This is a genomic window from Corynebacterium sp. NPDC060344, assembly GCF_042725215.1.
GTDB lineage: Bacteria > Actinomycetota > Actinomycetes > Mycobacteriales > Mycobacteriaceae > Corynebacterium.
Genome location: NZ_JBHXCS010000010.1, coordinates 40,976 through 61,005 on the forward strand (window position 1 = coordinate 40,976; position 20,030 = coordinate 61,005).

Consider the following 20,030-nt stretch of genomic DNA (forward strand, 5'->3'; position numbering starts at 1 on the left):
GAACTTCTCTCGGCAAGGCGGGTTCGTGGCTGAACAAGACGTCGTCAAGCAACGCGACCTTGACCCCCGAAACACATGGAGATAAACTGAACCATCCTGCCGGGCACAGCAAGCCGCATCCCGTCCGGCGGGAACTCGAGGGGCCGACTTGGTTTCGACTCCGTACAGTGAGCCAGGGGAAGCGTGCCGGTGCAGGCTGGAGACCACCGCAAGCGTCGCAGCAACCAATTAAGCGCCGAGAACACTCAGCGCGACTACGCCCTCGCTGCCTAAGCAGCGACCGCGTGTCTGTCAGACCGGGTAGGCCTCTGATCCGGACCCTGGCATCGTTTAGTGGGGCTCGCTCGCCGACTTGGTCGCAAGGGTCGGCGGGGACACCTACTTGCGACTGGGCCCGTCATCCGGTCATGTTCGACTGAACCGGAGGGCCGAGCAGAGACCACGCGCGAACTGCGCACGGAGAAGCCCTGGCGAGGTGGCGGAGGACCCGGGTTCAATTCCCGGCGGCTCCACAATGGCTCCCTACTTGTTAACGCAGGTAGGGGGCCTTTTCTATTCGATCATGGAGTCGGGAAGATCGTCCGTGGACACGTTTTGGACACAATCCCCTGCAAACAGGGCACTGCCCATAGCGTCCGCGATCACGTCGAGGTCATCGTCAAACAGGTGCCCATACTGGTCGAGCGTCATGGCCGCGGACTTGTGGCCGAGCTGCCGCTGGATCGTCTTGACGTGAGCGCCGGAAGAGATCATGAGCGACGCCGCCGTGTGCCGGAGCTCGTGAGCGGACAAGGCCGATGGGAAGTCCTGGTCGGCCCCGTGACAGCGCTTCACGGCCGCGTCTAGCCAGTTGCCGGACTTAGGGGGCTTCAACGGCAGGCCATTGCGCGGCCCGATCCACAACAGCTCGTCGCGGTCCTGTTCATCGGCAACCGCGGTGAGCATCTCCTCGACTTGCGGCGGGACGATGATCGTCCGGGCTTCGTGCCCCTTCAGGTCTTTCAGGATCGACCGGGTGTCGCTCTTGGAGTACGACCGCGACAGTCGTATCCGCCCGCCGCCGATCAGGTCGACGGGCCGTAGTGCAGCCATCTCGCCCCACCGCATCCCTGACGATCCCAGCAGCCACACGATGGGCCGGTAGAAGTCCGGTACCTCCCTGGTGAGTGCTTGGAGCTGGCCGGCGGTGAGCATGGTCTTTTCGTTGCGTGTGACGCGGGGGAGACGGATTTCCCCGCGGGCGGGGTTCGTGCCGATGCGGTTGGCGGCGACGGCGTAGTCGAGGATCGACGCCAGGACGCCGACGATGTGCCGCACGGTCTTCGGTGCCAGGGGTTGCGGTTCGCGAGTGGGGGAGGCCAATTCGGCGGCCCATTGCTGCACGTCGTCGTGCCCGATGTTGGAGACGTACCAGCGGCCCCACTTCGGTTCGACGTGAATCTTCCAGATTGACTCTTGGCGGCGGCGCCATGATTCGGCGACGTCGATCAGGCTGGGCAGCCATTGCTTCGATACGTCGGCAACCGTCATTTTGCCGGCCGCTACGGGGATGAACTGGCCGGTCATCTTGTCCACCTCGACCGTCGCAGCGAAGGCCTTGGCGTCGCGCTTCGTGGTGAAACCCCGCTTGCTCGTCGTACGCCGGTCGGGTGTCCGGTATCGCACGCGGTAGCGCGTCGCCCCGGACTTCAGTGTGTACGGCTCAATCGTCGCCACGGTTACGCGCTGCCATTCGTTGGATGAAGTCGAGCATCTGGCCCAATTCCTCGTCGGCTTCAGGCGTCCCCTCTTCGAGGACCCAATCCGGGCGCGCCCGAAGCAGATCATCGAGGTTGATCCGCTCGCCGGGCATCCCCCCGTCCCGGAGCCAGTGCCAGAACTGACGGGCTGTTACGTCGTCAAAGCCGGTGGCCTTGATTGTAAGATCCCCCGTTTTCGACACCGGGATAAGCAGGGTGACCGGGGCGACGCGGAGGATGCGCGCGAGTGCGACAAGCTCGTCAACGTCGACCTTTCGTTGTCCCTTCTCGATGTTGCGCAGTCCCAGCTCCGGGATCGGTTGTCCGAGGTTCGTTAGTTGCCGGGTCATCTCCGCGTACGTGAGTCGTTGCTCCTCGCGGAGGCGCTCCACGTTCGCGCTCACAGTCTGACCGGTCGGTCCGATGGTCGCCTTTTTGCCTGCCATGCCTGAAGGGTACCCGATAAAAAATATCGCCCCTCCCGTTAATCTTGCACTATTCCCTGCTATGCGGTAAGACTTAAGTCACGGGCGATAAAAGATAACGCCCGGGCGATAAAAACCATCGCACGAGGAGGAGATATGAGCGTCCCGCTCACCATCGAGGACATGATCGCCCGGTATCCGGGCACCAACCGCCAGGCATGGGCACAGCACCGATACCGGGGGACCGGCCCGGCCTTCTTCAAGGTCGGCCGCCGCGTCTACTACCGGCTCGAAGACGTGCTCGCCTGGGAAGAGAACAGCACCCGCACCCGCACCGACGACCCGAAGGCCGCAGCATGACCCGCGCCAGCGTCCGCCGCGTCACCAACGTCCCCGCCCTTGGCTCGATCGTCGTCTTCAGCGACAGCACGGCCCGAACCGCAGACGGCACGACCCTGACCAACCACGACCTGTTTCACCTCCACCGCGCCGTCGAGCAAGCGATGTGGGCGTCGAATCGGCAAGCCGAGAAGCGCCGGAGCCTTCGCCGCCCCACCGCCGTGGCCGCGGACCTCGAACAGCTCGCGGATCGGAACTAGGAGCCCAGCATGCACTCACCGCTCGATTCACTGCTCTACATGGTCGCGTCCGATCCCATCGGCGTGGCCCTGGAACGCCTCTACGACGACGGCGACGACGTGGCTATCTCCGTACTTGAAACACTGCGCAAAGAACTGCGCTACGAAGCCCTGCTCCACGGCATCGAGGGCGCGTCGCACTACTCAACCGGCGTGCCCGTCTTCGCCGAAGGCCGGCACACCTCCGCCGAACCCCGCCCCGATGGCACCACGGAGATCGTCACCCATCCCACCGTATGTACGCCATACCCCGGCGACGGCGGCGAAGCCCACCCCATCTGCCGACCCAAACAAGGGCCGGCGGCATGAACATCAACCCCAACAAGAAAAACCGCCAGCGCGCTGCAACGCACTGACGGCCAAGGAACCCAAGGAGTAATTCCATGTCTGACCATACCACTGGCCCCGCTTTCGAAATCCGCCTCGAAGACCGCGGCGCCTCCAACGGCATCGCCTACGCCACCTACGCCGGCGAAAAGCTGCCAATGAGCGACCACCGCCGCGCAATCATCCCCTGGGAGCTGATCGTCGCCGCCTACCATAACGGCTCCGTCACGGTCACCATCTCCGCCGACGATATCGCCGAGCATGACCGCCGCATCTTCGCCGAGCGCGCACGCCGCGAAGAGCGCGAGCGCGACGCCCAGCTTCTCGCCGAAGCCAAGGCTCGCGAACTGGCCGACGCCGAAGACCTGCTCAACAACCTTGACCTGCGGGAACTTACGTCACAGTGACGAATACGGCCCTAATCCAGGTATGGCCTGGCGCCGGTTCACGACCGGAATAGGGCACTGCCCGAAAGGGAAAAACCGCCCCGGCTGGGGAAGAGCCGCCGCGGTTTTACGAGAAGAGGGGAAACGTGGACACACCGACGAAACTACTCCTGGGAGCCCTCCCGACACTGGGGCGCATCGCGCTGACCCGTGAGCTTGCGGCGCTTGAACCCGAAGACTTCCGGGTCCCGCAGCCAACCGGACTCGACGCCGTTGGCGTGGAGCTCGCCGACGGCCTGACCTCCATCGCCGGCATCGCCCCGGAGATCGGCAACCGATCACTGACACTTCAGCTACTCCACCGCCACCACCTCGACGCAGGGGACATGGAGGGAACGAAGGGCCGGCAGATCAAGAGCGCGCTAAGCGAGCTGGCATCGTCCACCGTCGACGCGGTCATGGTGCCGACCCTCGTCTTCGAGGTGATCGAAGCGCGATTCCGGCGTGAATACCGCCAGCTCGCCGCCGCGATGCTCGACCGCTCCCACACCTCCCCGCTGACGGACCTCGACGCGACCCTGTCGAACGGCGTGCCGGAGCTCCGCCGACTCCGCGCGCGCATCAAAGATCCCAGGCGCCTGGCGCACGATGCTCTGCTTCACGACGTGTTGGAGGTGCCCGCATGACCGCCCGCACCGTGACCGCCGGGGTCAAGGAGATCATGAAAAAGTACAACTCCGACGCGCCGTCACCCGCCGCATTTCCGCCGCGGGACGATGGGCTGCCGCCCGATCCCGCCGACTACGACCCCAGCTTCGAGAACCAGCGTTTCGAGGACGAACTCAACGCTGCCGGCGAAATCGAATCCGGCGACGACGGCAACGTCTACCCCAGCCCCAGCCAACCGATGGGCGCCGCCCGCCGACTCATGGCCGACCTGTTCAGCACCGGCGGCAAACAAACGCTGGTGTTCTGGCGGGGCACCTGGTGGCTATGGGGCGGGGCGTCCTGGCAGCAGGCCGAAGACGACCTCGACGTCAAAGAGCACATCTGGAACCGCCTCGAACAGGCCACCTTCATGGACAAAGACGGCTCCCCGAAACCGTGGGCACCGACGACCGCGAAGGTCGGCAACCTCATGGAACCGCTGGCGATCCGCTCCCGCATCCCCGGCCACGTCGACGCACCCGCATGGCTCGACACCGCCGACCACCCGCCCGCCGGCCGCATCATCCCCATGAACAACGGCCTGGTCGACCTGAAGACCGGACAGATCACCGACCACGACCCCGCCCTGTTCACCACCTGGCACCTGCCCTTCGACTACGACCCGAACGCCACGTGCCCCACCTGGGCGCGGTTCCTGGGCGACGTCTTCGCCCACGACCCCGCCGGGGAACTACTGCTGCAGGAATACGCCGGCTATCTGATCTCCGGCCGCACCGACCTACACAAGGCGCTGCTGATCGTCGGCCCGCGGCGCGGCGGCAAAGGCACCATCAGCCGCACCGTGCAACGGCTCGTCGGCGCCGGCAACACCGTCTCGCCGACCCTGGGCAGCCTCGGCAGCGAATTCGGCCTGGCCGACCTGATCGGCAAGCCCCTGGCCGTGGTCGAGGACGCCCGCGCCGACGACGACCGCCGCAACAACACCACCGTCGAACGACTGCTCAACATCATCGGCGAAGACGCCGTGAGCATCAATCGGAAGAACCGCGACTACTGGAACGGCACCCTGCCCACCCGCTTCATGATCGTCTCCAACGAAACCCCACGGTTCCTCGACTCATCCGGAGCGATCACCAGCCGGTTCATGTCCGTGCGGCTGAAGCAGAGCTACGAGGACAACCCGGACCCGACGTTGGGCGCCCGGATTGCCGCCGAGCTGCCCGGCATCTTCAACTGGGCTGTCGACGGGCTGCACCGCCTTCACGAGCAGGGAGGCTTCACCCGCCCAGCGACGATGGACGAAATGCACGACCTCATGGCCGACATGACCTCGCCGATTGCCCGGTACATCGAAGAGCGGTACGCCGTCACCGGCAACGACGCCGACATGTTGAAGGTCTCCGACGTGTTCGCCGCCTTCAAACAGTGGTCCGAAGATCAGTCGATGCGGCCGATCAACCGGGACACCTTCATTCAGCGGGTGCTGTCCGCCGCCCCGTCCGTGTCGTACAAGAACACGCGCATCGACGGGCGGATGGGCCGGCACTTCTTCGGCATGAAGGAACAGCCGTGGGAATTTTCAAAGTGAACTCTCTTGCAACCGGTTGCATTGGTTGCAGCAGGTCAAAGGGTATTTCCTGCCGGTTGCGCGCAACCGTGCAACCGCAACCCCCGTGACCGCAACCCGGTTGCAACCACGCTGCAACCGCCCGAAAACCACCCCTGACCTGCATGCAACCGTGCAACCGGTTGCAACGGGTTTACCTCGCCCCAGAAATCACGAAGGAGACTCCCGTGAAGTTCAAAGCCCATCGACTCGACGGCGCCCCGACCGCGTACATCATCATTCGACCCGACCGCGACAACCCCGGCCGCGCCTTCGTCGACGCCCCGCGCCGGTGCTCCCTGCCGCCGGCCGAAATGATCCGCATGGCCAACTACCTTGCCGACCTTCTCGACGCCGGCGAGCCGGCCGCATGACCCGCCGCAAACCGGAGATCTGGCCGACGGTCAAGGATATGCCCGATATCCGCCCGATCCTCCGCGGCCCGCGCCTCACCGGGGCGCTGTGCATCGGCCGAGGCAAGCTGTTTGACGACTACCTTCACCGCGAATCCGCCGAAGCCCGTGCCGCCCGCCATGACGCCGCCCGCCGCCTCTGCGCCCGTTGCCCCGCCGCCCCGGAATGCGCAGCCCTGGCCAACCAACTGCCCGCCGAGCACCGGCAGGGCGTGTGGGCCGGCCACCTCCACGAAGAACCCCAACCCCAGCGAAAGGATCTCGCAGCATGACCACGATCACCCTGGCAATCCAGTGGCGCGGACACCAGCCCGGCGACACCGTCGACGTCGACAACGCCACCGCCGAATGGTTGCGGCGCACCGGCGCCGCGGCCCCGGAACCGTCGCTCGAGACCACGCTAGCCGCTGCCCCGGAGCTCGACCCGGAACGGGAGCTCGAGACCCCGGCAGACCCCGAACCCGCGCTTGCGGACGAAGCCCCCGCCGCGGTCCCGGAGCGGCCGCGGAAGGCCGCACCCGTGGCCACCTGGCGCGCCTACGCCGTCCATCACGGCATCGACCCGAAGGGCCTGTCCAAGGCCGAAATCATCGCCGCGACGAAGGACGCCTGACATGGTGCAGCACATCGACCGGCGCATGGTCCTGCTGTCGGCGCGCGACGCCCGCGCTCTGGCCGCCACGATCCTCGAAGCCGACTTGCGCCTTGGCTTCGACGTGTACGCCCCAATCCGGAAGATCGCCTACGACATTCTCGCAGGACTTCCTTCCGTTCCGGCCACAACGGAAACCGATTCGCCACCTGTCACACATCATGAAGTAAGTGAGGCAACGACTGTAAACACCGCCGTCGCAGCCAGAATGCTCGACCTGACGCCGCGGCGCGTGCGCCAACTGGCCGAAAAGGGCAGACTCCCCGGAGCCAAGCCCGCCGGCCGTTGGGAATTCAACCTCGAAGACATTGAGGTCTTTCACGACTACCGCGAATAGAAACTGGCCTCACACCGTCACGACCCCGCCCCGACCACCACGGTCGGCAGCGGGGTTTTCTCATGCCCGAAACAAGGAAGGACCAACACATGGTCAACCATCCCAAGCCCATCGAGCTCGTGCCCGGCTACATCGCCACCGGCCCGACGAACTACACCTACGACGGCGACACCGCCGGCCGGCAGACCTACACCCTCGACCGCGCCAAGTACGGCGACGACGTGCCCGTCTACGACGACCCCGCGCACCTGGCCGCATGGGTCGACGGGTGGCTCGCCGGCCGCGCCCACTACGCCGAGCAGATCGCCAAGAAGGAGAACAACTGATGCCCCTCTACCCCGGAAACGCCGACTACGACAACGGCGTCATCACCGTTGACGCCGCCCTGAACTCCCCGGAGGTTATCGAGCAGCGCATCGCGTCGATCGCCGACGAGAAGTCACTGCTCAATGACATTTTCACCGAAGGCACCGCCCCGGAGGGCGGCGCGGTGATCTACGCCCGCGCCACCCGCGACAACCTCTTCCCCGAAGGTGACGCCAGCTCGCGGCTGCCCGGCGACGAGTACAGCATCGTCCAGCCGACCCGCCCGGAAGACCGTCTCGCCAAGGTCGAGGACTTCGGCGCGAAGATCTCCGTGACCGACGAAGCCCGGCGCCGCAACCGCGCCGTCGACTTCGACAACGCCATCACGCAGCTGGCCAACACGGTCATCCGCAAGATCAATCGCCGCGCCGCCGAAACCGTCGCCGCGGTCATCGCCGAAGGTGGCGACGACCTCCACCAGGTGCAGGCGTCCGCCCAGTGGTCGACGCTGCTGGCCCACGGCCCCGAGGCGACGCTGTCGAACCCGCGCGAGCTGCCCGGCGCCAACTTCGCCACCTTGGCCGCCAAGGCCGAGGAAGACCAGCTCGGCATCGCGTACAAGACGCTGCTGGTCTCCCCGGCCGCGAAGGCCGAGCTGCGCAACATCTACGGCCCCAAGCTCGGTGACCTGCTCACCGACCTGGGCCTGACGCTGAAGACCAGCATCGACATTCCGGCCGCCCACGCCTACCTCATCGACCCCGGCAAGTTCGGCTTCGTGAGCTTCGAAGACCACCTCACCGTCGAGACCTGGCGCGACGAGCACCACCGGCAGACGTGGATTCAGACCTACGCCGGCCCCGTCATGGGCGCCACCATGCCCGGCGCCCTCGCCGTCATCAACGGCATCGTCTAACCCGAAAGGACCAGCACATGCAGTACGCAAACCAGATGCGCGACATTTTCAACCCCGGCACCGACCTGACCGTCGTGGCCACCACCGCCGTGGCCGGCAAGACCTTCGCCGCCATAAGCGGACCCCGGTCGGACAACTTGCTGTCGGTGACCACGGCGACCGCAGGAGCCCCCACCGTCGGCGTGTTCAAGTACGACGCCGCCGCCGACAACATGGTCGGCGTCGCCCGCGGATCGGCCCGCATCGTCACCGTCACCGCCGATGGTGCGATCACCGCCGGTTCCCCCGTGGAGGTCGGCACCGGCGGTAAGGCCACCACCGCCGACACCGGCGCCGTCGTCGGCTGGGCCGTCGACACCGCCACCGACGGCGGCGACGCGCTGATCAGCCTCGCCCACTAAGGAGCCCCCCAGGTGAACATCATCCTGGACGGAGAAATCAGCCCCCGGGGGAGGGGGTCGGCGTGGTTGCGAAACCAGCTCGCCGGCCACACCGGCCCCGTTGAGCTCCACGTCAATTCCCCCGGCGGCGACGTCCACGAGGGCGTCGCGCTGATGAACGTGCTGCGCGCCCACCCTGGCCGCGTCACCGCGATCATCGAAGGCCTCGCCGCCTCCGCCGCCAGCTTCATCGTCGCCGGCGGCGCCGACCACGTCATCATCCGGCCCCACGCCGAAGTCATGGTGCACAGCCCGTGGACGGCCCTGGAAGGAGACGGCCCCACCCTGGTCAAAGCGGCCGGGGATCTCGAACGCCTGGGGGGCACCCTCGCCCGGATCTACGCCGACAAGGCCGGGGGCACCCCAGAGCACTGGGCCGGCCTCATGGCCGCCGAGACCTGGTTCACCGCCGACGAAGCCGTCGCCGCAGGTCTCGCCGACCAAGTGGTCGACGGCCGACAGGCAACGACCAACGTCAACAACATCGGCGCCTCGCCGATCTTCGCGCGGTTTCGTTACCGCTCGCGGTCCGAAGCGCCGCAACCCAACACGAAGGGAACACACATGGCTGAACAGCAGCCCAACCAGCAGCTTGACCAGTCGGTCGACGGCATGGTCTTCACCGTCGAGCAGTGGACCAAGCTCACCACGATGCTCGACCTCGATCCGGCGGCCGCAACCGTCGATGAAACACTCGATCTGATCTCTGCGATGGTCGACAAGCTTGCCGGCGACGACCCGGAGAAGACCGATTCGGAAGGTGGTGCTGTTCTCGCACGAGCGGGCCGTGTCCTGCTGGATCGGGACACCTACCGGGAGCTCGTGGACGGTGCCCGCGAAGGCATCGCCATTCGTGCCCAGCGCGACGCCAAGGCACGCGAAGACGAGGTCGACAAGTGGATTCGCGAAGGCCGAATCAACTCCGCGCTGCGCCGGCAGGCCGTGGCGATGGCGCACCGCGACATTTCCACCGCGCGAGCGTACTACGGCGCCAACCCGCCCAACACCATCCCGGTGAAGGAAATCGGCCACGCGCTGTCCGTTGACGACGAAGCCGAGACCGCCGCGTCGACGTGGGTCCGCTAGGACTCGCCACCCGTCCCCCGGGGCACCGCCGGCCACGCACCGCGGCCCTGGGGGACTTCGGCGTTTAGTTGACACCCCAAACATTCTTCGGCGGGTCCATCGCCAGACTCACCCTCCGCTTCGGCAGTCTCGCCCTCTCCCTCTCCGGAAGGGATTCACCCGCCGGCCAGTTCAAAAGCGCGCGCGGAAGGTGGGTTTAGCGGCCGCCCGTCTGCCCCGGCGCTCGACCGCTGGGGGTGGCGGGAGCGCCGGGGCGCGGCCGCCGGCTTCGGGGGGATGGGCGACGGCCGAGGGGAGTGTCCCATGAGTCCGGGGCGACCGCCCGCTGAGGCGCACGGCGTGGAGTGTTCTCGTGGACACTTTTTGGACACAACCGTTTCGCAATGGTGGCCATTCGCCGTTATCGAACACTATCCGAACATGCAGGTAAGGGGTTATATCGCTTTGCTTGTACGGGTTTAGGCCGGGTTCAATTCCCGGCGGCTCCACGCGGAACCCGCTCATCGGAAACGGTGGGCGGGTTCTTTCGTGCGCTGGTGGGGTGGGGGCCGGCGAGGTGAGGTCGCCGAGTTGTGCCGGCGAAGTTCAGTGCAAGGGCATGCGGAAAGGCCCGGCTGGGCGACCATGTCATGGTGCTCCGCCAGGACCTGGTCTAGCGATCGGGCGCGGAATCCGCCAGCTCTTTGATCCGTGAGCTGACGGGCACGGTGGCCTTGCCCTCCTTCTCGCGCTTCACCAGAAGGCGGGCTGCGGCGACCTGGCCGCGGGTGGGCTTGCGGGGCACACGAGCAGAAGCGGCGCGTCGCTCAGTCATCGGTGTCACCTCCGTCAGTCGATGTTGGAGGCCCATCGTACTCGGATGGCCGTCGCCGCCTACCCGAAGTCCGCGACGTCCGTCCCCGGGCGTCCGCCCTGGTCGGCGAGGTCGAGGATGTCGGTGCGGCCGAGCATGTCGAAGATGAAGTCGATCGCCGCCGGCCGGTAGGGGATGAACTCGCCGGCGGCGTGCATCGCGAGGATCTCGCCGCGGGTGGCCCACCGCGCGTCGGCGACCTCGTCGTTGGGGATGGCCAGGTCGGCGAGCTCGATCGCGGGCGCCTCGCCGGCCTGCAGCAGGTAGAAGTCGTCGAAGCCGTGGCGGAAGTTGAACGTGAAGTTCGGGCGCCGGCCGCTCAGGTCGAGCCGGATCCCCAGCTCCTCGAGCACCTCCCGCTCCGCCCCGCGCGCGCTGGATTCGCCGGCGGTGACGCTGCCGCCGACGCTGACGTCCCACATCCCGGGCCATCCGGCCTTGTCGTCGGTGCGCCGCTGGATCAGCATCCGCCCGGTCGCGTCGAAAATGCACACGTGCACGACCATGTGCAGCTCGCCGGGCCGAAAATCGTCGCCGCGGCGCATGGTCGTGCCGGTGGGGATGCGGTCGGCGTCGTACATCGTCCATATCTCCGTCGCGGTCGCGCGCGCCTCGCCGTCGTTCACATCCGTCATGCTTTACGACGATACGGCCCCCTCATCCTCCGCCGCCCTCATCATCGGCGACGTTTCGTGTCATATGGGCGCCACCGAATCTCGCGACCTGGTCGAACGCAGTTATCGACGCGGCGTTGGCATCTCTGTGTCACGAAACCCGGCGAGGCGGTGGAGGCGGCGCGCCATCCAGGAGGGGAGGGCGCCGGCGGGGCTGCAGATCTGACGAGTGTGCGCTGAGAGCTCCGCACCGCACACTCGTGGGCGTGAAGGGGGTTGCGATTTCTAAACCACGGGGTCTAAACCACGGGGTCACGGTGAACCCGTGGTTTGGAGGGGCGTTTTCGGCCGAACCCGAGTTTTAGACCCCGTGGTTTGGGATGAGGGGCCCCGACCCCGTGGTTTGGGGGACCGCCGGCGGGGCTGCACATCTGACGAGTGTGCGCTGGAGTGGCTGTACCGCACACTCGTGGGCGTGGGCGGCGGTGGGGTGCGGGGCGTGGGCGTCGCAAAGCGAAACCCGGCCCGCCCATCAAGGGCGAGCCGGGCGACCTCGCGCGACCCGGAACGAGCGCGAACTACCCGCGGTACGCGTTGGCGACCTGCGTGGCCACGACGCGGGAGCCCTCGTGGGTGAGGTGGTTCGGCATGTTGTAGTTGGCGGTGTCGGAGTCGAGGAACGCGGACACGTGGCGCTGGCCGTCCGGGCCGCACATGGCGGCGTCGACGTTGGAGACGTCCTTCATGTTGATGAACGTCGACCCCGTCGCCTGCGCGGCGCCGAACTGGCGGGCCTGCAGGTTCTCCTCGATGACGCGCACCGGCGCGGCGGGCACGCGCGGGGCGTTGCCGAAGACGTTGGCGGGGCACATGTAGTTCTCGCCGTCGCGCGAGGCGATCTCGGGCAGGCCGATGACCATGACGCGGGCGTTGGGGGCGTGCTCCTTCAGGCGGTTGATCGAGCCGGTGACCGACTGGTGGAACATGTCGTTCTGGATCTCGGTGGGCGCCCAGAACGCCTGCATGGCGTCGTTGGCGCCGATGGCGACGGTGATCAGGCGGGTGTTGCCGTTGACGTGGCCGTTCTGGATGGCGGTCTCGACGTAGCCGGCCAGCGTCTTCGGGGTGGTGGGCACGTAGGCGACGGTGCCGTTGCAGGAGTAGTCGTGCAGGTGCATGCCCAGCTGGTGGGCGACGTTGTGGCCGACGTTGGTGGTGGACACGGGGCAGACGGCGCCGGGGCGGCCGGTGCCGTTGGCCTGGTCGGTGGCGCCGGGGTTGGCCACGAAGGAGTCGCCGAAGGCCACGTATTCGCCGTTGGGGTTGGCCGTCGCGGCGTTGCCCGCGAGGAGGGTGCCGCCGGCGGTGAGCAGGGCGGCGGCGGTGGCCAGGATGCGGCGGGTCGTGGTCGTCTTCATGCGGGTCCTCTTCGTTCGGGTCGTGCGGGCGCGTCGCGCGAGTGCTTTACGACGCCGCTGCGCACCCCGTCCGGCGGGGCCTTGGCGTCACGGCGTCGTTATCTTCGCGTTATCAAACACGTTTTGCCGAATGAAGTCAATATTGCGCCGGGGATCGTGCCGGGGATGCTGGCCGGGGATGCTGGCCGGGATGCTGGCCCGGGATTCGTGTCGCCCGGAATATCGGAGTGGCCCGCCTCAGCCCAGAAAGGTCGACCGCAGCGCGCCGACGACGCCGTCGGCCAGGCCCTCGCCCGACCGCAGCTCGACGTCGTCCTCGGCGAACGGGCCCTTCTCCGCCAGCTCCGCTTCCGTGGGGCGGGGCTGGATCAGGGTGAGGGAGGGGCCGTCGTCAAGCACGCCCGTGAACAGCCGGGCCTGCCGCGCGGCGCCCGCCCCCGCCGACGCGCGGATCTCGTCGAGGCTCAGGCCCTCCACCGCATCGGCGTCCTCCGGCGCGACGATGAGGATCTCCTGCGCCAGCACCGCGCCGATGACGCCCTCGGGCCACGAGGTGCGCGCGATGAAGTCGGACAGCTCGGGGGACCCGCCGTCGATGCCGTCGGGGAGTTCCTCCTGCACGACGACGGTCAGCGGGGACTCGTCGAGCAGCTCCGGGTCCAGCGCATCGGCGACGAGTTCCGTGGGCACCAGCGCGAACAGCGTCGGCGCGGCGTCCCAGCCCTCGGCGTGGACGAAGTCGACGGCCTCGCGGACGGCGCGGTTGAGGGCCTGCGGGGTGAGGGCACGTGGTTCGGGCATGGGTGACGACCTTTCACTCGATTCACCGAAAACCAGGGGCGGCGGCGTGCCCCCGGGGGTTTTTCAATAGAGTAGGGGAGACCGCACAACCCGTAACGACTAGGAGACCCCTTGTCCACCAGCGCGACCCGGCCGGGCCGCACGGGCATGCCGAGACCGGGGTGGCTCGCCACCACGGTGATGATCCTCGCGATCCTTGCTTTGCTCGTTCCCGTCATCGTCAACGTTTACGTCGATTTCCAGTGGTTCGGGGAGGTGGGCTTCCGCGGCGTCTTCGCCAAAACGTGGGTGACCAGGGTCATCCTGTTCTTCCTCATTGGTGCGCTGGTCGGTGCGATCGTGTTCCTGTCCATGTGGCTGGCCTGGCGCCATCGGCCCCATGACGCGGGTCCGCTCGACCCGCAGAGCCCGCAGGCGATCTACCGCCGCATGGTGGAGTCCTCGCACAAGCCGGTGCTCATCGGCATCCCGCTGGTGTTCGCGCTGTTCGCGGGCCTGGTCGGCCAGGCCGGCTGGCGCACCGTGCAGCTGTACCTCAACGGCGAGAGCTTCGGCCAGACCGACCCGCAGTTCCAGAAGGACCTGGGGTTCTACGCCTTCGATCTGCCGTTCTGGCGGTTCCTGGTGGACACCGCCATCTTGGCGATCATCGTGGCGTTCCTGCTGTCGCTGGTGACGCACTACATGCTCGGCGGCATCCGCGCGGGCAACCCGACGACGGGCGAGAAGACCCGCGTCTCCGGTGCCGCGCGCGCCCAGCTGGCGTCGTGGGCCGGCGTGTTCATGCTGCTCAAGGCCGCCGCGTACTGGCTGGACCGCTACGACATGCTGGGCAACCGCCAGCAGACGTTCACCGGCGGCTCCTACACCGACATCAACGCCCTGCTGCCGGCGAAGATCGTGCTGCTGGTCATCTCGATCGTCGTGGCGGCGGCGTTCTTCGCGTCCATCTTCCTGCGCAACCTGGCCATCCCGGCGATGGCGACCGTGCTCATGCTGGTCTCCGCGGGCATCATCGGCGTGGCCTGGCCGCTGGTCGTCGAGCAGTTCTCCGTGTCCCCGAACCGTGCGGCGAAGGAGCGGGAGTACATCGCCCGCAACATCGAGTCGACGCGCTACCACTACGGGCTGACCGACGACAACGTGTCCGTCGAGCGCGACTGGGGAGTACCGGGCGATGAGGAGGAGGACGCCGCCTCGCAGGAGGAGGGCGCCGAGTCCATCGCCCAGGACACCAACACCCTGGCCAACATCCGCATCCTCGACCCCGAGGTGCTGTCGCCGACGTTCACGCAGCAGCGCCAGCTGAAGAACTTCTACGGCTTCCCGGAGTCGCTGTCGATCGACCGCTACGAGGTCAACGGCGAGATGCGCGACTTCGTCGTCGCCGCCCGCGAGCTGAACCCGCAGACCCTGCAGGGCAACCAGCAGGACTGGATCAACCGCCACACCGTCTACACCCACGGCAACGGCTTCGTCGCCGCGCCGGCCAACCGGGTCGACGAGGTCGCGGCGGAGGCGGGCTCGTCGCGCGGCGGTTACCCGCTGTACACGGTGGCCGACCTGTTCGAGTCCGAGGACCCGAACGGCATGAACCTGGAGCTGGAGCAGCCGCGCATCTACTACGGCCCGGTCATCGCGGACTCCGATGCGGACTACGCCATCGTCGGCGGTTCCGGCGACGGCACGGACTTCGAGTACGACGCCGACGGCCGCAACTTCACCTACGACGGCTCGGGCGGCGTGAGCGTGGGCAACATCTTCGAGCGCCTGGTCTTCGCCACCCGCTACCAGGAGGTCAACATCCTCCTGTCGGATCGCGTCGGCCCGGAGTCGAAGATCATCTACGAGCGTGACCCGCGCGAGCGCGTGCAGAAGGTCGCCCCGTGGCTGACCACCGACACCCGCACGTACCCGGCGGTCATCGACGGCCGCATCAAGTGGATCGTCGACGGCTACACCACCCTGGCGCAGATGCCGTACTCGGAGCGCACGAGCCTGCAGGAGGCGACGCAGGATTCGCTGAACCCGGACGGCACGTCGCGCCCGCTGCCCAACAGCGAGGTCAGCTACATCCGCAACTCCGTCAAGGCGACGGTCGACGCGTACGACGGCACCGTCGAGCTCTTCGAGTACGACGAGAACGACCCGGTGCTCAAGGCGTGGCGCGGCGTCTTCCCGGACGTGATCAAGCCGAAGTCGGAGATCTCCGACGCCCTGCAGGAGCACCTGCGCTACCCGGAGGACCTGTTCAAGGTCCAGCGCGAGCTGATGGCCCGCTACCATGTCTCCGACCCGGGCATCTTCTTCACCAACGATGCCTTCTGGTCGGTGCCGAATGACCCGACCGCCCCGGAGGACCAGGGCCTGTCGCAGCCGCCGTACTACGTGGTGGCCGCGGACCCGGAGACGGGCGAGTCGAGCTTCCAGCTGATCTCCGCCTTCCGTGGCCTGGAGCGCGAGTTCCTGTCGGCGCACATGACGGTGTCGTCGGATCCGGAGACCTACGGGCGCATCACCATCCGCGCGCTGCCGACGAATACCCAGACGATGGGCCCGAAGCAGGCGCAGGACACGATGATGTCGGCCAACGAGGTCGCCCAGGACCGCACGCTGCTCGAGGGCTCCAACGTGGTGACCAACGGCAACCTGCTCACGCTGCCCGTCGGCGACGGCGAGATCCTCTACGTCGAGCCGGTGTACACGCAGCGCCAGGGCCAGGAGACGGCCTTCCCGAAGCTGCTGCGCATCCTGGTGTCCTACCGCGGCGAAGTCGGTTACGCGCCGACCGTGTCCGAGGCCCTGCGCCAGGTGGGCATCGATTCCAGCGACGTCGCGCGCGAGCGCGGCGAGGAGGATGCCGTCAACGGCGAGGGTGATCAGGAGGCCACCGAGGAGGGCGCGGCCGAAGAGACCAGCTCCGAGGCCCGTCCCGAGGCCGATCGCCAGGTCGACGTCGCCGCCCGCGATGAGGCCGCCGGCCGGATCGCCGACATCCTCGGCCGCCTGAAGACCGCCCAGGAAAACGGCGACTTCGCGGCCCAGGGCCAGGCGCTCGCCGATCTGGACAAGGCCGTGGCGGATTACCAGAAGGCCAACGGCCAGTAGCGGTAATCGCCTGCTTTGCGACGAGCCGGGCCGCACCAAGGGACCATCCCTTCCGGTGCGGCCCGGTTTTCGTCTGAGCGGTGGCCGTCGTCAAGCCCTCGCATCGCGCTGACCAGGGGATTGGCCAAGAGTTGAGTGCGGGTGTTAGTGTTACGTCTCGTTGGTCAGCGAGAGATTCTCTCGATTGATCGGCGCCCGCTGCGAGCGGCGTGATTATGGAATCATCTGGTTCCGTGTTACGGTGTACAAGCAGTCGACGCGGGGTGGAGCAGCTCGGTAGCTCGCTGGGCTCATAACCCAGAGGTCGTAGGTTCGAATCCTGCCCCCGCTACCACGTGAACGAAGGCCCCCGGCATTGTGCCGGGGGCCTTCGTCGTGCGCGGGGTCGTACGCTCGGTCGTGCGCGGGGCCGGCAGGTTCCGCGGATCCTGGATCCCGCCGGTCACCGCCGAAGGTCACCGCCGCTGGTCAGTGCAGGTATCAGTGCAGGTAGGTGCGGAACTCCTGCACGTCCGGGGCGTCGTCCTCGGTGGGAGAGGTTTCCGAGGAGCCCGAAGAGCCCGCGGCGTCAGAGGCGTCGGAGTCATCGGCGCAGTTGTCGGCGAGGGAACCGATGGATCCGACGGAGCCCAGGGAGCCGAGTGAGCCGAGCGAGCCACTGCCGATCGAGCCAATGGACCCCGCCCCCGAGGGCTGGCATTCCTCTCCCGGGGTCGCCGGCGGGATCCGCAGCTCCGAGTACAGCCCGGGATTGACCCTCTGATTCTGGGTGAGGTTGCCGCCTTCGTCGGGAAGCTTCATGGATTCGGAGACGACGACGGATTCGCCCGGCTCCAGCCGGATGCTCTCGAGGATGGTGTTGGACTCGATCTCGGGGCCGTAGGCGCCCTTGACCACGCCCTGGGTGTCCTCGGCGGTGTCCCAGCCGTCGCCCCAGAAGATGCGCTCGGTGCCTTGCTGGTCGCCGAGGTCGACCCGGTAGACGAAGAGGGCGTACTCGGACGTGGTCACGTCCTTGGTCCCGATGAGGAAGGTCCCGGCCTCCGTATCGGCGTTGCGCACGTGGAAGCTGCGGCTCATGCCGGCCCCGCCGGGAATCAAGCCTCCGGAGTAGCCGCCGACGACGCTCTGGTCGGTGCTCCAGGTTTCGCCGTCCGCGGAGTACTCCAATTCGCCGACGCGGTAGTCCTCGGTGGGGACCTCGTCGGCCGGAGCGGACGGAGCCGCCGGCGACAGCGATCCGATCGAGCCGGCGGGGAGCGGGGCGGCGCCGGCGGTGCCCGCGCCCATGGCGAGGGCGGCGCCGATGCCGACGGTCGCGGCGGCGATCTTCATGGTCGGGCGGCGGCGCGCGGAAGTCAGGATCGGGTACATGGTCCCTCCGGTGTTCGTCGGACGTGCGGCCGGGTGCCGCTGTCCGCGGTATCCAGAGTGTTCCATGGGGAACGGTCTTTTGCACGCACTCGGCATGGTCCGGAGGCGAAGTCCCGGAAACGGGTGACCACGCGCCGGGTCACGGTGGCCGTCATTGCGGTCGTCGCGAGTCGGCGAGGACCGTCGCCGCGGGGGTCCTCAAGGCAGCTTTACGACGACAAGAAGGCGTGCATGCACCGTTCCGCGATGGCGGTGATCGTCAGCGACGGGTTGACCATGCCGGTGCTGCCGGGCAGCAGGGATCCGTCGACGACCAGGAGCCCCGGGTAGCCGTGGACGCGTCCTTGGGCGTCGGCGGCGCCGGCGGCTCCGCCATGGGCCTTCGCCCCGTCCATCACCATGCCGCCGAGGAGGTGCCACGTGCAGGCGGTGCCGAAGTCGGCGGCCTGCGTCCACACCGGCACTCCGGCGTGGGGGAATCCGTGCCGATCGTGGGCGAGGTGCTTGAAGTGCAGTGCGGCGGCGCGGCCCTGGCGGTCGACGTCGGTGTCGGCGCGCGGATGCGGGTAGACGAGAGTCGCAGTACCGGTGGCCGGATCGGCGGTGATGCTGCCGCGCTGGGGCGTCAGCACCTGCAGCAGGTGCGTGGTGGTGAAGCCGCCCGCGATGTCGGGGATGGGCGCGCCCTCCCAGGACAGCGAATACGGGCCCAGCGGCCCTTCGTCGAAGGCCACGCCCACGCCGGGGCCACCCTGCCTCGAGCCGAAATCGCGCCGGTGGAGGGTCTGCCCGACGAGGAAGTCGCCGTTGGTGCCGACGTTTTCGCCGACCATCGGCGACAGCCGGGGCAAACGGCCGGCCGCCCGCATCGTCGCGAGCAGCGCCGTCGAATGAAATGAGCCGGCCGCCATGACGACGACGTCGGCCACGTCGCGGCGCCTGGCCAATTCGCGCCCGGTGTCGTCGATGAACTTCGACGTCACCTCCATTCGGCCGTCGGGAAGCTCGTCGATGCCGATGGCCTCCGTCATCGGCACCACCTCGACGTTGCCGGTGGCTTCGGCGCGGGCGAGGTAGGTCCGGTCGAGGGAGAGTTTCGCGCCGGAGTTGGTCCCGTACAGGTATTCGCCGACGGATACCGACGGCGGGCGGCGCCCGTCCAGCTCTTCCCGGACGCGATCCCAATCGATGGCGAAGTGGTGCCGGGTGGCTTCCAATCCGGCATCGGCCACCGTGTCCAGCCACGCCCGTGCGCCGCGCCATTCCGGGCGGGCCAGGAGATCATCGGGCAGGGGAGAGACGCCCGTTTCCGCCATCGCCAGCGGGTACCACGTGGAATCCATCTCGTCGTAGCTGATCGAGTCCGGATACAACTGCTCCCATTCGCGCCGCCGGGGCTGGATGGAAAACGTTCCGAAGGTCAGCGAGCCGCCGCCGACTCCGGCGCCGAAGACCGCGTCGGCGCCCTGGCCGTGAATGCGATCGACGAGGCCGGGGTAACGCTCGATGGGGGTGATGCGCGTGAGCTGATTGATGCTCGGATGGTCCGCGAACCATGCGACGCGCCGATCGGGCGCCATGAGCAGCGGGAACGCATCATCGCCGCCGTCGGTGTCCCATCGGCGACCGCGCTCGAGGACGGTGGTCCGGTATCCCGCCCGGCCCAGCCGCAGTGCCGCGACGCAGCCGCCGAATCCCGAACCGACGATGATGGCCGTTCGCGGCCGACTCGGGTCGCCGATGCCATTTCCGGGCCGGCCTCCGGAGGGATCCGGGATCCCGGGGGACGCGGAGGCCGAGGAGTTCAGGGCCGGGGCCATGGCGGAAGTGGCGGCGGCGGCCGCGGCCGCCCCGAGAAGGCGGCGCCGGCTGATCCGCCTGCGCTGTGCTGCATCATGTGAATCCGGCGACATTGGCGAAAA

23 protein-coding genes, 1 tRNA gene and 1 other RNA gene are annotated in these 20,030 nt (G+C 67.6%); 17 read left to right on the forward strand and 8 right to left on the reverse strand.

The features are described from left to right. Positions 1-139 precede the first annotated feature (139 nt). Positions 140-515, forward strand: a transfer-messenger RNA (tmRNA) gene (gene ssrA / locus ACFWGD_RS11165). Positions 516-552: 37 nt separating this feature from the next. Here ssrA and ACFWGD_RS11170 read toward each other — a convergent pair. After that, the gene (locus ACFWGD_RS11170; protein WP_377778775.1) at positions 553-1,716 is read right to left on the reverse strand and encodes a tyrosine-type recombinase/integrase; all 1,164 of its coding nucleotides are present in this window, start codon (positions 1,714-1,716) and stop codon (positions 553-555) included. After that, entirely contained in the window at positions 1,703-2,185 is a 483-nt protein-coding gene (locus ACFWGD_RS11175) for an XRE family transcriptional regulator (RefSeq protein WP_377778776.1), read from the reverse strand. Before ACFWGD_RS11175 ends, ACFWGD_RS11170 begins: the two co-directional genes overlap by 14 nt. Before the next feature lie 135 nt (positions 2,186-2,320). Between ACFWGD_RS11175 and ACFWGD_RS11180 the strand changes: the two genes are divergently transcribed. From ACFWGD_RS11180 to ACFWGD_RS11245, 14 genes are all read left to right on the forward strand, one after another. Beyond that, complete coding sequence (locus ACFWGD_RS11180; protein ID WP_377778777.1) at positions 2,321-2,524, forward strand: helix-turn-helix transcriptional regulator; 204 nt, start codon at positions 2,321-2,323, stop codon at positions 2,522-2,524. After that, positions 2,521-2,763, forward strand: coding sequence for a hypothetical protein (locus ACFWGD_RS11185; RefSeq protein ID WP_377778778.1), 243 nt, complete (start codon positions 2,521-2,523; stop codon positions 2,761-2,763). The genes ACFWGD_RS11180 and ACFWGD_RS11185 overlap by 4 nt, the downstream gene beginning before the upstream one ends. A gap of 9 nt (positions 2,764-2,772) precedes the next feature. Then, on the forward strand, positions 2,773-3,111 hold the full coding sequence (locus ACFWGD_RS11190; protein ID WP_377778779.1) for a hypothetical protein: 339 nt from the start codon (positions 2,773-2,775) through the stop codon (positions 3,109-3,111). A 74-nt stretch (positions 3,112-3,185) separates the two neighbouring features. Then, positions 3,186-3,536, forward strand: coding sequence for a hypothetical protein (locus ACFWGD_RS11195; protein ID WP_377778780.1), 351 nt, complete (start codon positions 3,186-3,188; stop codon positions 3,534-3,536). 125 nt (positions 3,537-3,661) lie between these two features. Further along, positions 3,662-4,201 carry a hypothetical protein gene (locus tag ACFWGD_RS11200; protein ID WP_377778781.1) on the forward strand — a complete coding sequence of 180 codons (540 nt, stop codon included), beginning with the start codon at positions 3,662-3,664 and terminating at the stop codon, positions 4,199-4,201. After that, positions 4,198-5,772: a phage/plasmid primase, P4 family gene (locus ACFWGD_RS11205; RefSeq protein WP_377778782.1), complete on the forward strand. Its 1,575-nt coding sequence runs from the start codon at positions 4,198-4,200 to the stop codon at positions 5,770-5,772. Before ACFWGD_RS11200 ends, ACFWGD_RS11205 begins: the two co-directional genes overlap by 4 nt. A gap of 206 nt (positions 5,773-5,978) precedes the next feature. Beyond that, on the forward strand, positions 5,979-6,164 hold the full coding sequence (locus ACFWGD_RS11210; RefSeq protein WP_377778783.1) for a hypothetical protein: 186 nt from the start codon (positions 5,979-5,981) through the stop codon (positions 6,162-6,164). Beyond that, entirely contained in the window at positions 6,161-6,475 is a 315-nt protein-coding gene (locus tag ACFWGD_RS11215; RefSeq protein ID WP_377778784.1) for a WhiB family transcriptional regulator, read from the forward strand. The genes ACFWGD_RS11210 and ACFWGD_RS11215 overlap by 4 nt, the downstream gene beginning before the upstream one ends. Next, positions 6,472-6,816, forward strand: coding sequence for a hypothetical protein (locus tag ACFWGD_RS11220; protein ID WP_377778785.1), 345 nt, complete (start codon positions 6,472-6,474; stop codon positions 6,814-6,816). The genes ACFWGD_RS11215 and ACFWGD_RS11220 overlap by 4 nt, the downstream gene beginning before the upstream one ends. A gap of 1 nt (position 6,817) precedes the next feature. Continuing rightward, a complete protein-coding gene (locus tag ACFWGD_RS11225; RefSeq protein ID WP_377778786.1) occupies positions 6,818-7,192 on the forward strand; it encodes a helix-turn-helix domain-containing protein in 375 nt (124 codons plus the stop codon). An 89-nt stretch (positions 7,193-7,281) separates the two neighbouring features. Further along, positions 7,282-7,518, forward strand: a complete 237-nt coding sequence (locus tag ACFWGD_RS11230; protein WP_377778787.1) for a hypothetical protein — start codon at positions 7,282-7,284, stop codon at positions 7,516-7,518. Beyond that, positions 7,518-8,414, forward strand: a complete 897-nt coding sequence (locus ACFWGD_RS11235) for a major capsid protein (protein WP_377778788.1) — start codon at positions 7,518-7,520, stop codon at positions 8,412-8,414. Before ACFWGD_RS11230 ends, ACFWGD_RS11235 begins: the two co-directional genes overlap by 1 nt. A gap of 17 nt (positions 8,415-8,431) precedes the next feature. Continuing rightward, complete coding sequence (locus tag ACFWGD_RS11240; protein WP_377778789.1) at positions 8,432-8,815, forward strand: capsid cement protein; 384 nt, start codon at positions 8,432-8,434, stop codon at positions 8,813-8,815. 12 nt (positions 8,816-8,827) lie between these two features. Next, entirely contained in the window at positions 8,828-9,940 is a 1,113-nt protein-coding gene (locus tag ACFWGD_RS11245; protein WP_377778790.1) for a head maturation protease, ClpP-related, read from the forward strand. Positions 9,941-10,592: 652 nt separating this feature from the next. On the opposite strand, the gene ACFWGD_RS11250 is transcribed toward ACFWGD_RS11245, so the two are convergent. From ACFWGD_RS11250 to ACFWGD_RS11265, 4 genes are all read right to left on the reverse strand, one after another. Continuing rightward, positions 10,593-10,754, reverse strand: a complete 162-nt coding sequence (locus tag ACFWGD_RS11250; protein ID WP_377778791.1) for an RNA helicase — start codon at positions 10,752-10,754, stop codon at positions 10,593-10,595. A 59-nt stretch (positions 10,755-10,813) separates the two neighbouring features. Then, positions 10,814-11,428 (reverse strand): NUDIX domain-containing protein, encoded by a 615-nt coding sequence (locus ACFWGD_RS11255; protein ID WP_377778792.1) that lies wholly within the window; start codon positions 11,426-11,428, stop codon positions 10,814-10,816. Between the two features lie 557 nt (positions 11,429-11,985). Next, complete coding sequence (locus ACFWGD_RS11260; protein ID WP_377778793.1) at positions 11,986-12,825, reverse strand: GDSL-type esterase/lipase family protein; 840 nt, start codon at positions 12,823-12,825, stop codon at positions 11,986-11,988. Between the two features lie 237 nt (positions 12,826-13,062). Then, positions 13,063-13,626 carry a PPA1309 family protein gene (locus tag ACFWGD_RS11265; RefSeq protein ID WP_377778794.1) on the reverse strand — a complete coding sequence of 188 codons (564 nt, stop codon included), beginning with the start codon at positions 13,624-13,626 and terminating at the stop codon, positions 13,063-13,065. Between the two features lie 111 nt (positions 13,627-13,737). Here ACFWGD_RS11265 and ACFWGD_RS11270 point away from each other — a divergent pair, with 111 nt between their 5' ends. Next, complete coding sequence (locus tag ACFWGD_RS11270) at positions 13,738-16,734, forward strand: UPF0182 family protein (RefSeq protein ID WP_377778795.1); 2,997 nt, start codon at positions 13,738-13,740, stop codon at positions 16,732-16,734. Between the two features lie 257 nt (positions 16,735-16,991). Then, positions 16,992-17,068, forward strand: a tRNA-Met gene (locus ACFWGD_RS11275). Between the two features lie 146 nt (positions 17,069-17,214). On the opposite strand, the gene ACFWGD_RS11280 is transcribed toward ACFWGD_RS11275, so the two are convergent. Together ACFWGD_RS11280 and ACFWGD_RS11285 are read right to left on the reverse strand one after the other, a co-directional pair. Then, the gene (locus tag ACFWGD_RS11280) at positions 17,215-18,108 is read right to left on the reverse strand and encodes a hypothetical protein (protein ID WP_377778796.1); all 894 of its coding nucleotides are present in this window, start codon (positions 18,106-18,108) and stop codon (positions 17,215-17,217) included. Between the two features lie 209 nt (positions 18,109-18,317). Continuing rightward, a complete protein-coding gene (locus tag ACFWGD_RS11285) occupies positions 18,318-20,021 on the reverse strand; it encodes a GMC oxidoreductase (protein ID WP_377778797.1) in 1,704 nt (567 codons plus the stop codon). Positions 20,022-20,030 lie beyond the last annotated feature (9 nt).

What these genes read in the sequence shown, in the direction of transcription:
- ACFWGD_RS11175 (WP_377778776.1), bottom strand. Translation starts at nt 2,185, where the DNA reads ATGGCAGGCAAAAAGGCGACCATCGGACCGACCGGTCAGACTGTGAGC.
- ACFWGD_RS11180 (WP_377778777.1), top strand. Translation starts at nt 2,321, where the DNA reads ATGAGCGTCCCGCTCACCATCGAGGACATGATCGCCCGGTATCCGGGC.
- ACFWGD_RS11185 (WP_377778778.1), top strand. Translation starts at nt 2,521, where the DNA reads ATGACCCGCGCCAGCGTCCGCCGCGTCACCAACGTCCCCGCCCTTGGC.
- ACFWGD_RS11190 (WP_377778779.1), top strand. Translation starts at nt 2,773, where the DNA reads ATGCACTCACCGCTCGATTCACTGCTCTACATGGTCGCGTCCGATCCC.
- ACFWGD_RS11195 (WP_377778780.1), top strand. Translation starts at nt 3,186, where the DNA reads ATGTCTGACCATACCACTGGCCCCGCTTTCGAAATCCGCCTCGAAGAC.
- ACFWGD_RS11205 (WP_377778782.1), top strand. Translation starts at nt 4,198, where the DNA reads ATGACCGCCCGCACCGTGACCGCCGGGGTCAAGGAGATCATGAAAAAG.
- ACFWGD_RS11215 (WP_377778784.1), top strand. Translation starts at nt 6,161, where the DNA reads ATGACCCGCCGCAAACCGGAGATCTGGCCGACGGTCAAGGATATGCCC.
- ACFWGD_RS11220 (WP_377778785.1), top strand. Translation starts at nt 6,472, where the DNA reads ATGACCACGATCACCCTGGCAATCCAGTGGCGCGGACACCAGCCCGGC.
- ACFWGD_RS11225 (WP_377778786.1), top strand. Translation starts at nt 6,818, where the DNA reads ATGGTGCAGCACATCGACCGGCGCATGGTCCTGCTGTCGGCGCGCGAC.
- ACFWGD_RS11230 (WP_377778787.1), top strand. Translation starts at nt 7,282, where the DNA reads ATGGTCAACCATCCCAAGCCCATCGAGCTCGTGCCCGGCTACATCGCC.
- ACFWGD_RS11235 (WP_377778788.1), top strand. Translation starts at nt 7,518, where the DNA reads ATGCCCCTCTACCCCGGAAACGCCGACTACGACAACGGCGTCATCACC.
- ACFWGD_RS11240 (WP_377778789.1), top strand. Translation starts at nt 8,432, where the DNA reads ATGCAGTACGCAAACCAGATGCGCGACATTTTCAACCCCGGCACCGAC.
- ACFWGD_RS11250 (WP_377778791.1), bottom strand. Translation starts at nt 10,754, where the DNA reads ATGACTGAGCGACGCGCCGCTTCTGCTCGTGTGCCCCGCAAGCCCACC.
- ACFWGD_RS11255 (WP_377778792.1), bottom strand. Translation starts at nt 11,428, where the DNA reads ATGACGGATGTGAACGACGGCGAGGCGCGCGCGACCGCGACGGAGATA.
- ACFWGD_RS11260 (WP_377778793.1), bottom strand. Translation starts at nt 12,825, where the DNA reads ATGAAGACGACCACGACCCGCCGCATCCTGGCCACCGCCGCCGCCCTG.
- ACFWGD_RS11265 (WP_377778794.1), bottom strand. Translation starts at nt 13,626, where the DNA reads ATGCCCGAACCACGTGCCCTCACCCCGCAGGCCCTCAACCGCGCCGTC.
- ACFWGD_RS11280 (WP_377778796.1), bottom strand. Translation starts at nt 18,108, where the DNA reads ATGTACCCGATCCTGACTTCCGCGCGCCGCCGCCCGACCATGAAGATC.
- ACFWGD_RS11285 (WP_377778797.1), bottom strand. Translation starts at nt 20,021, where the DNA reads ATGTCGCCGGATTCACATGATGCAGCACAGCGCAGGCGGATCAGCCGG.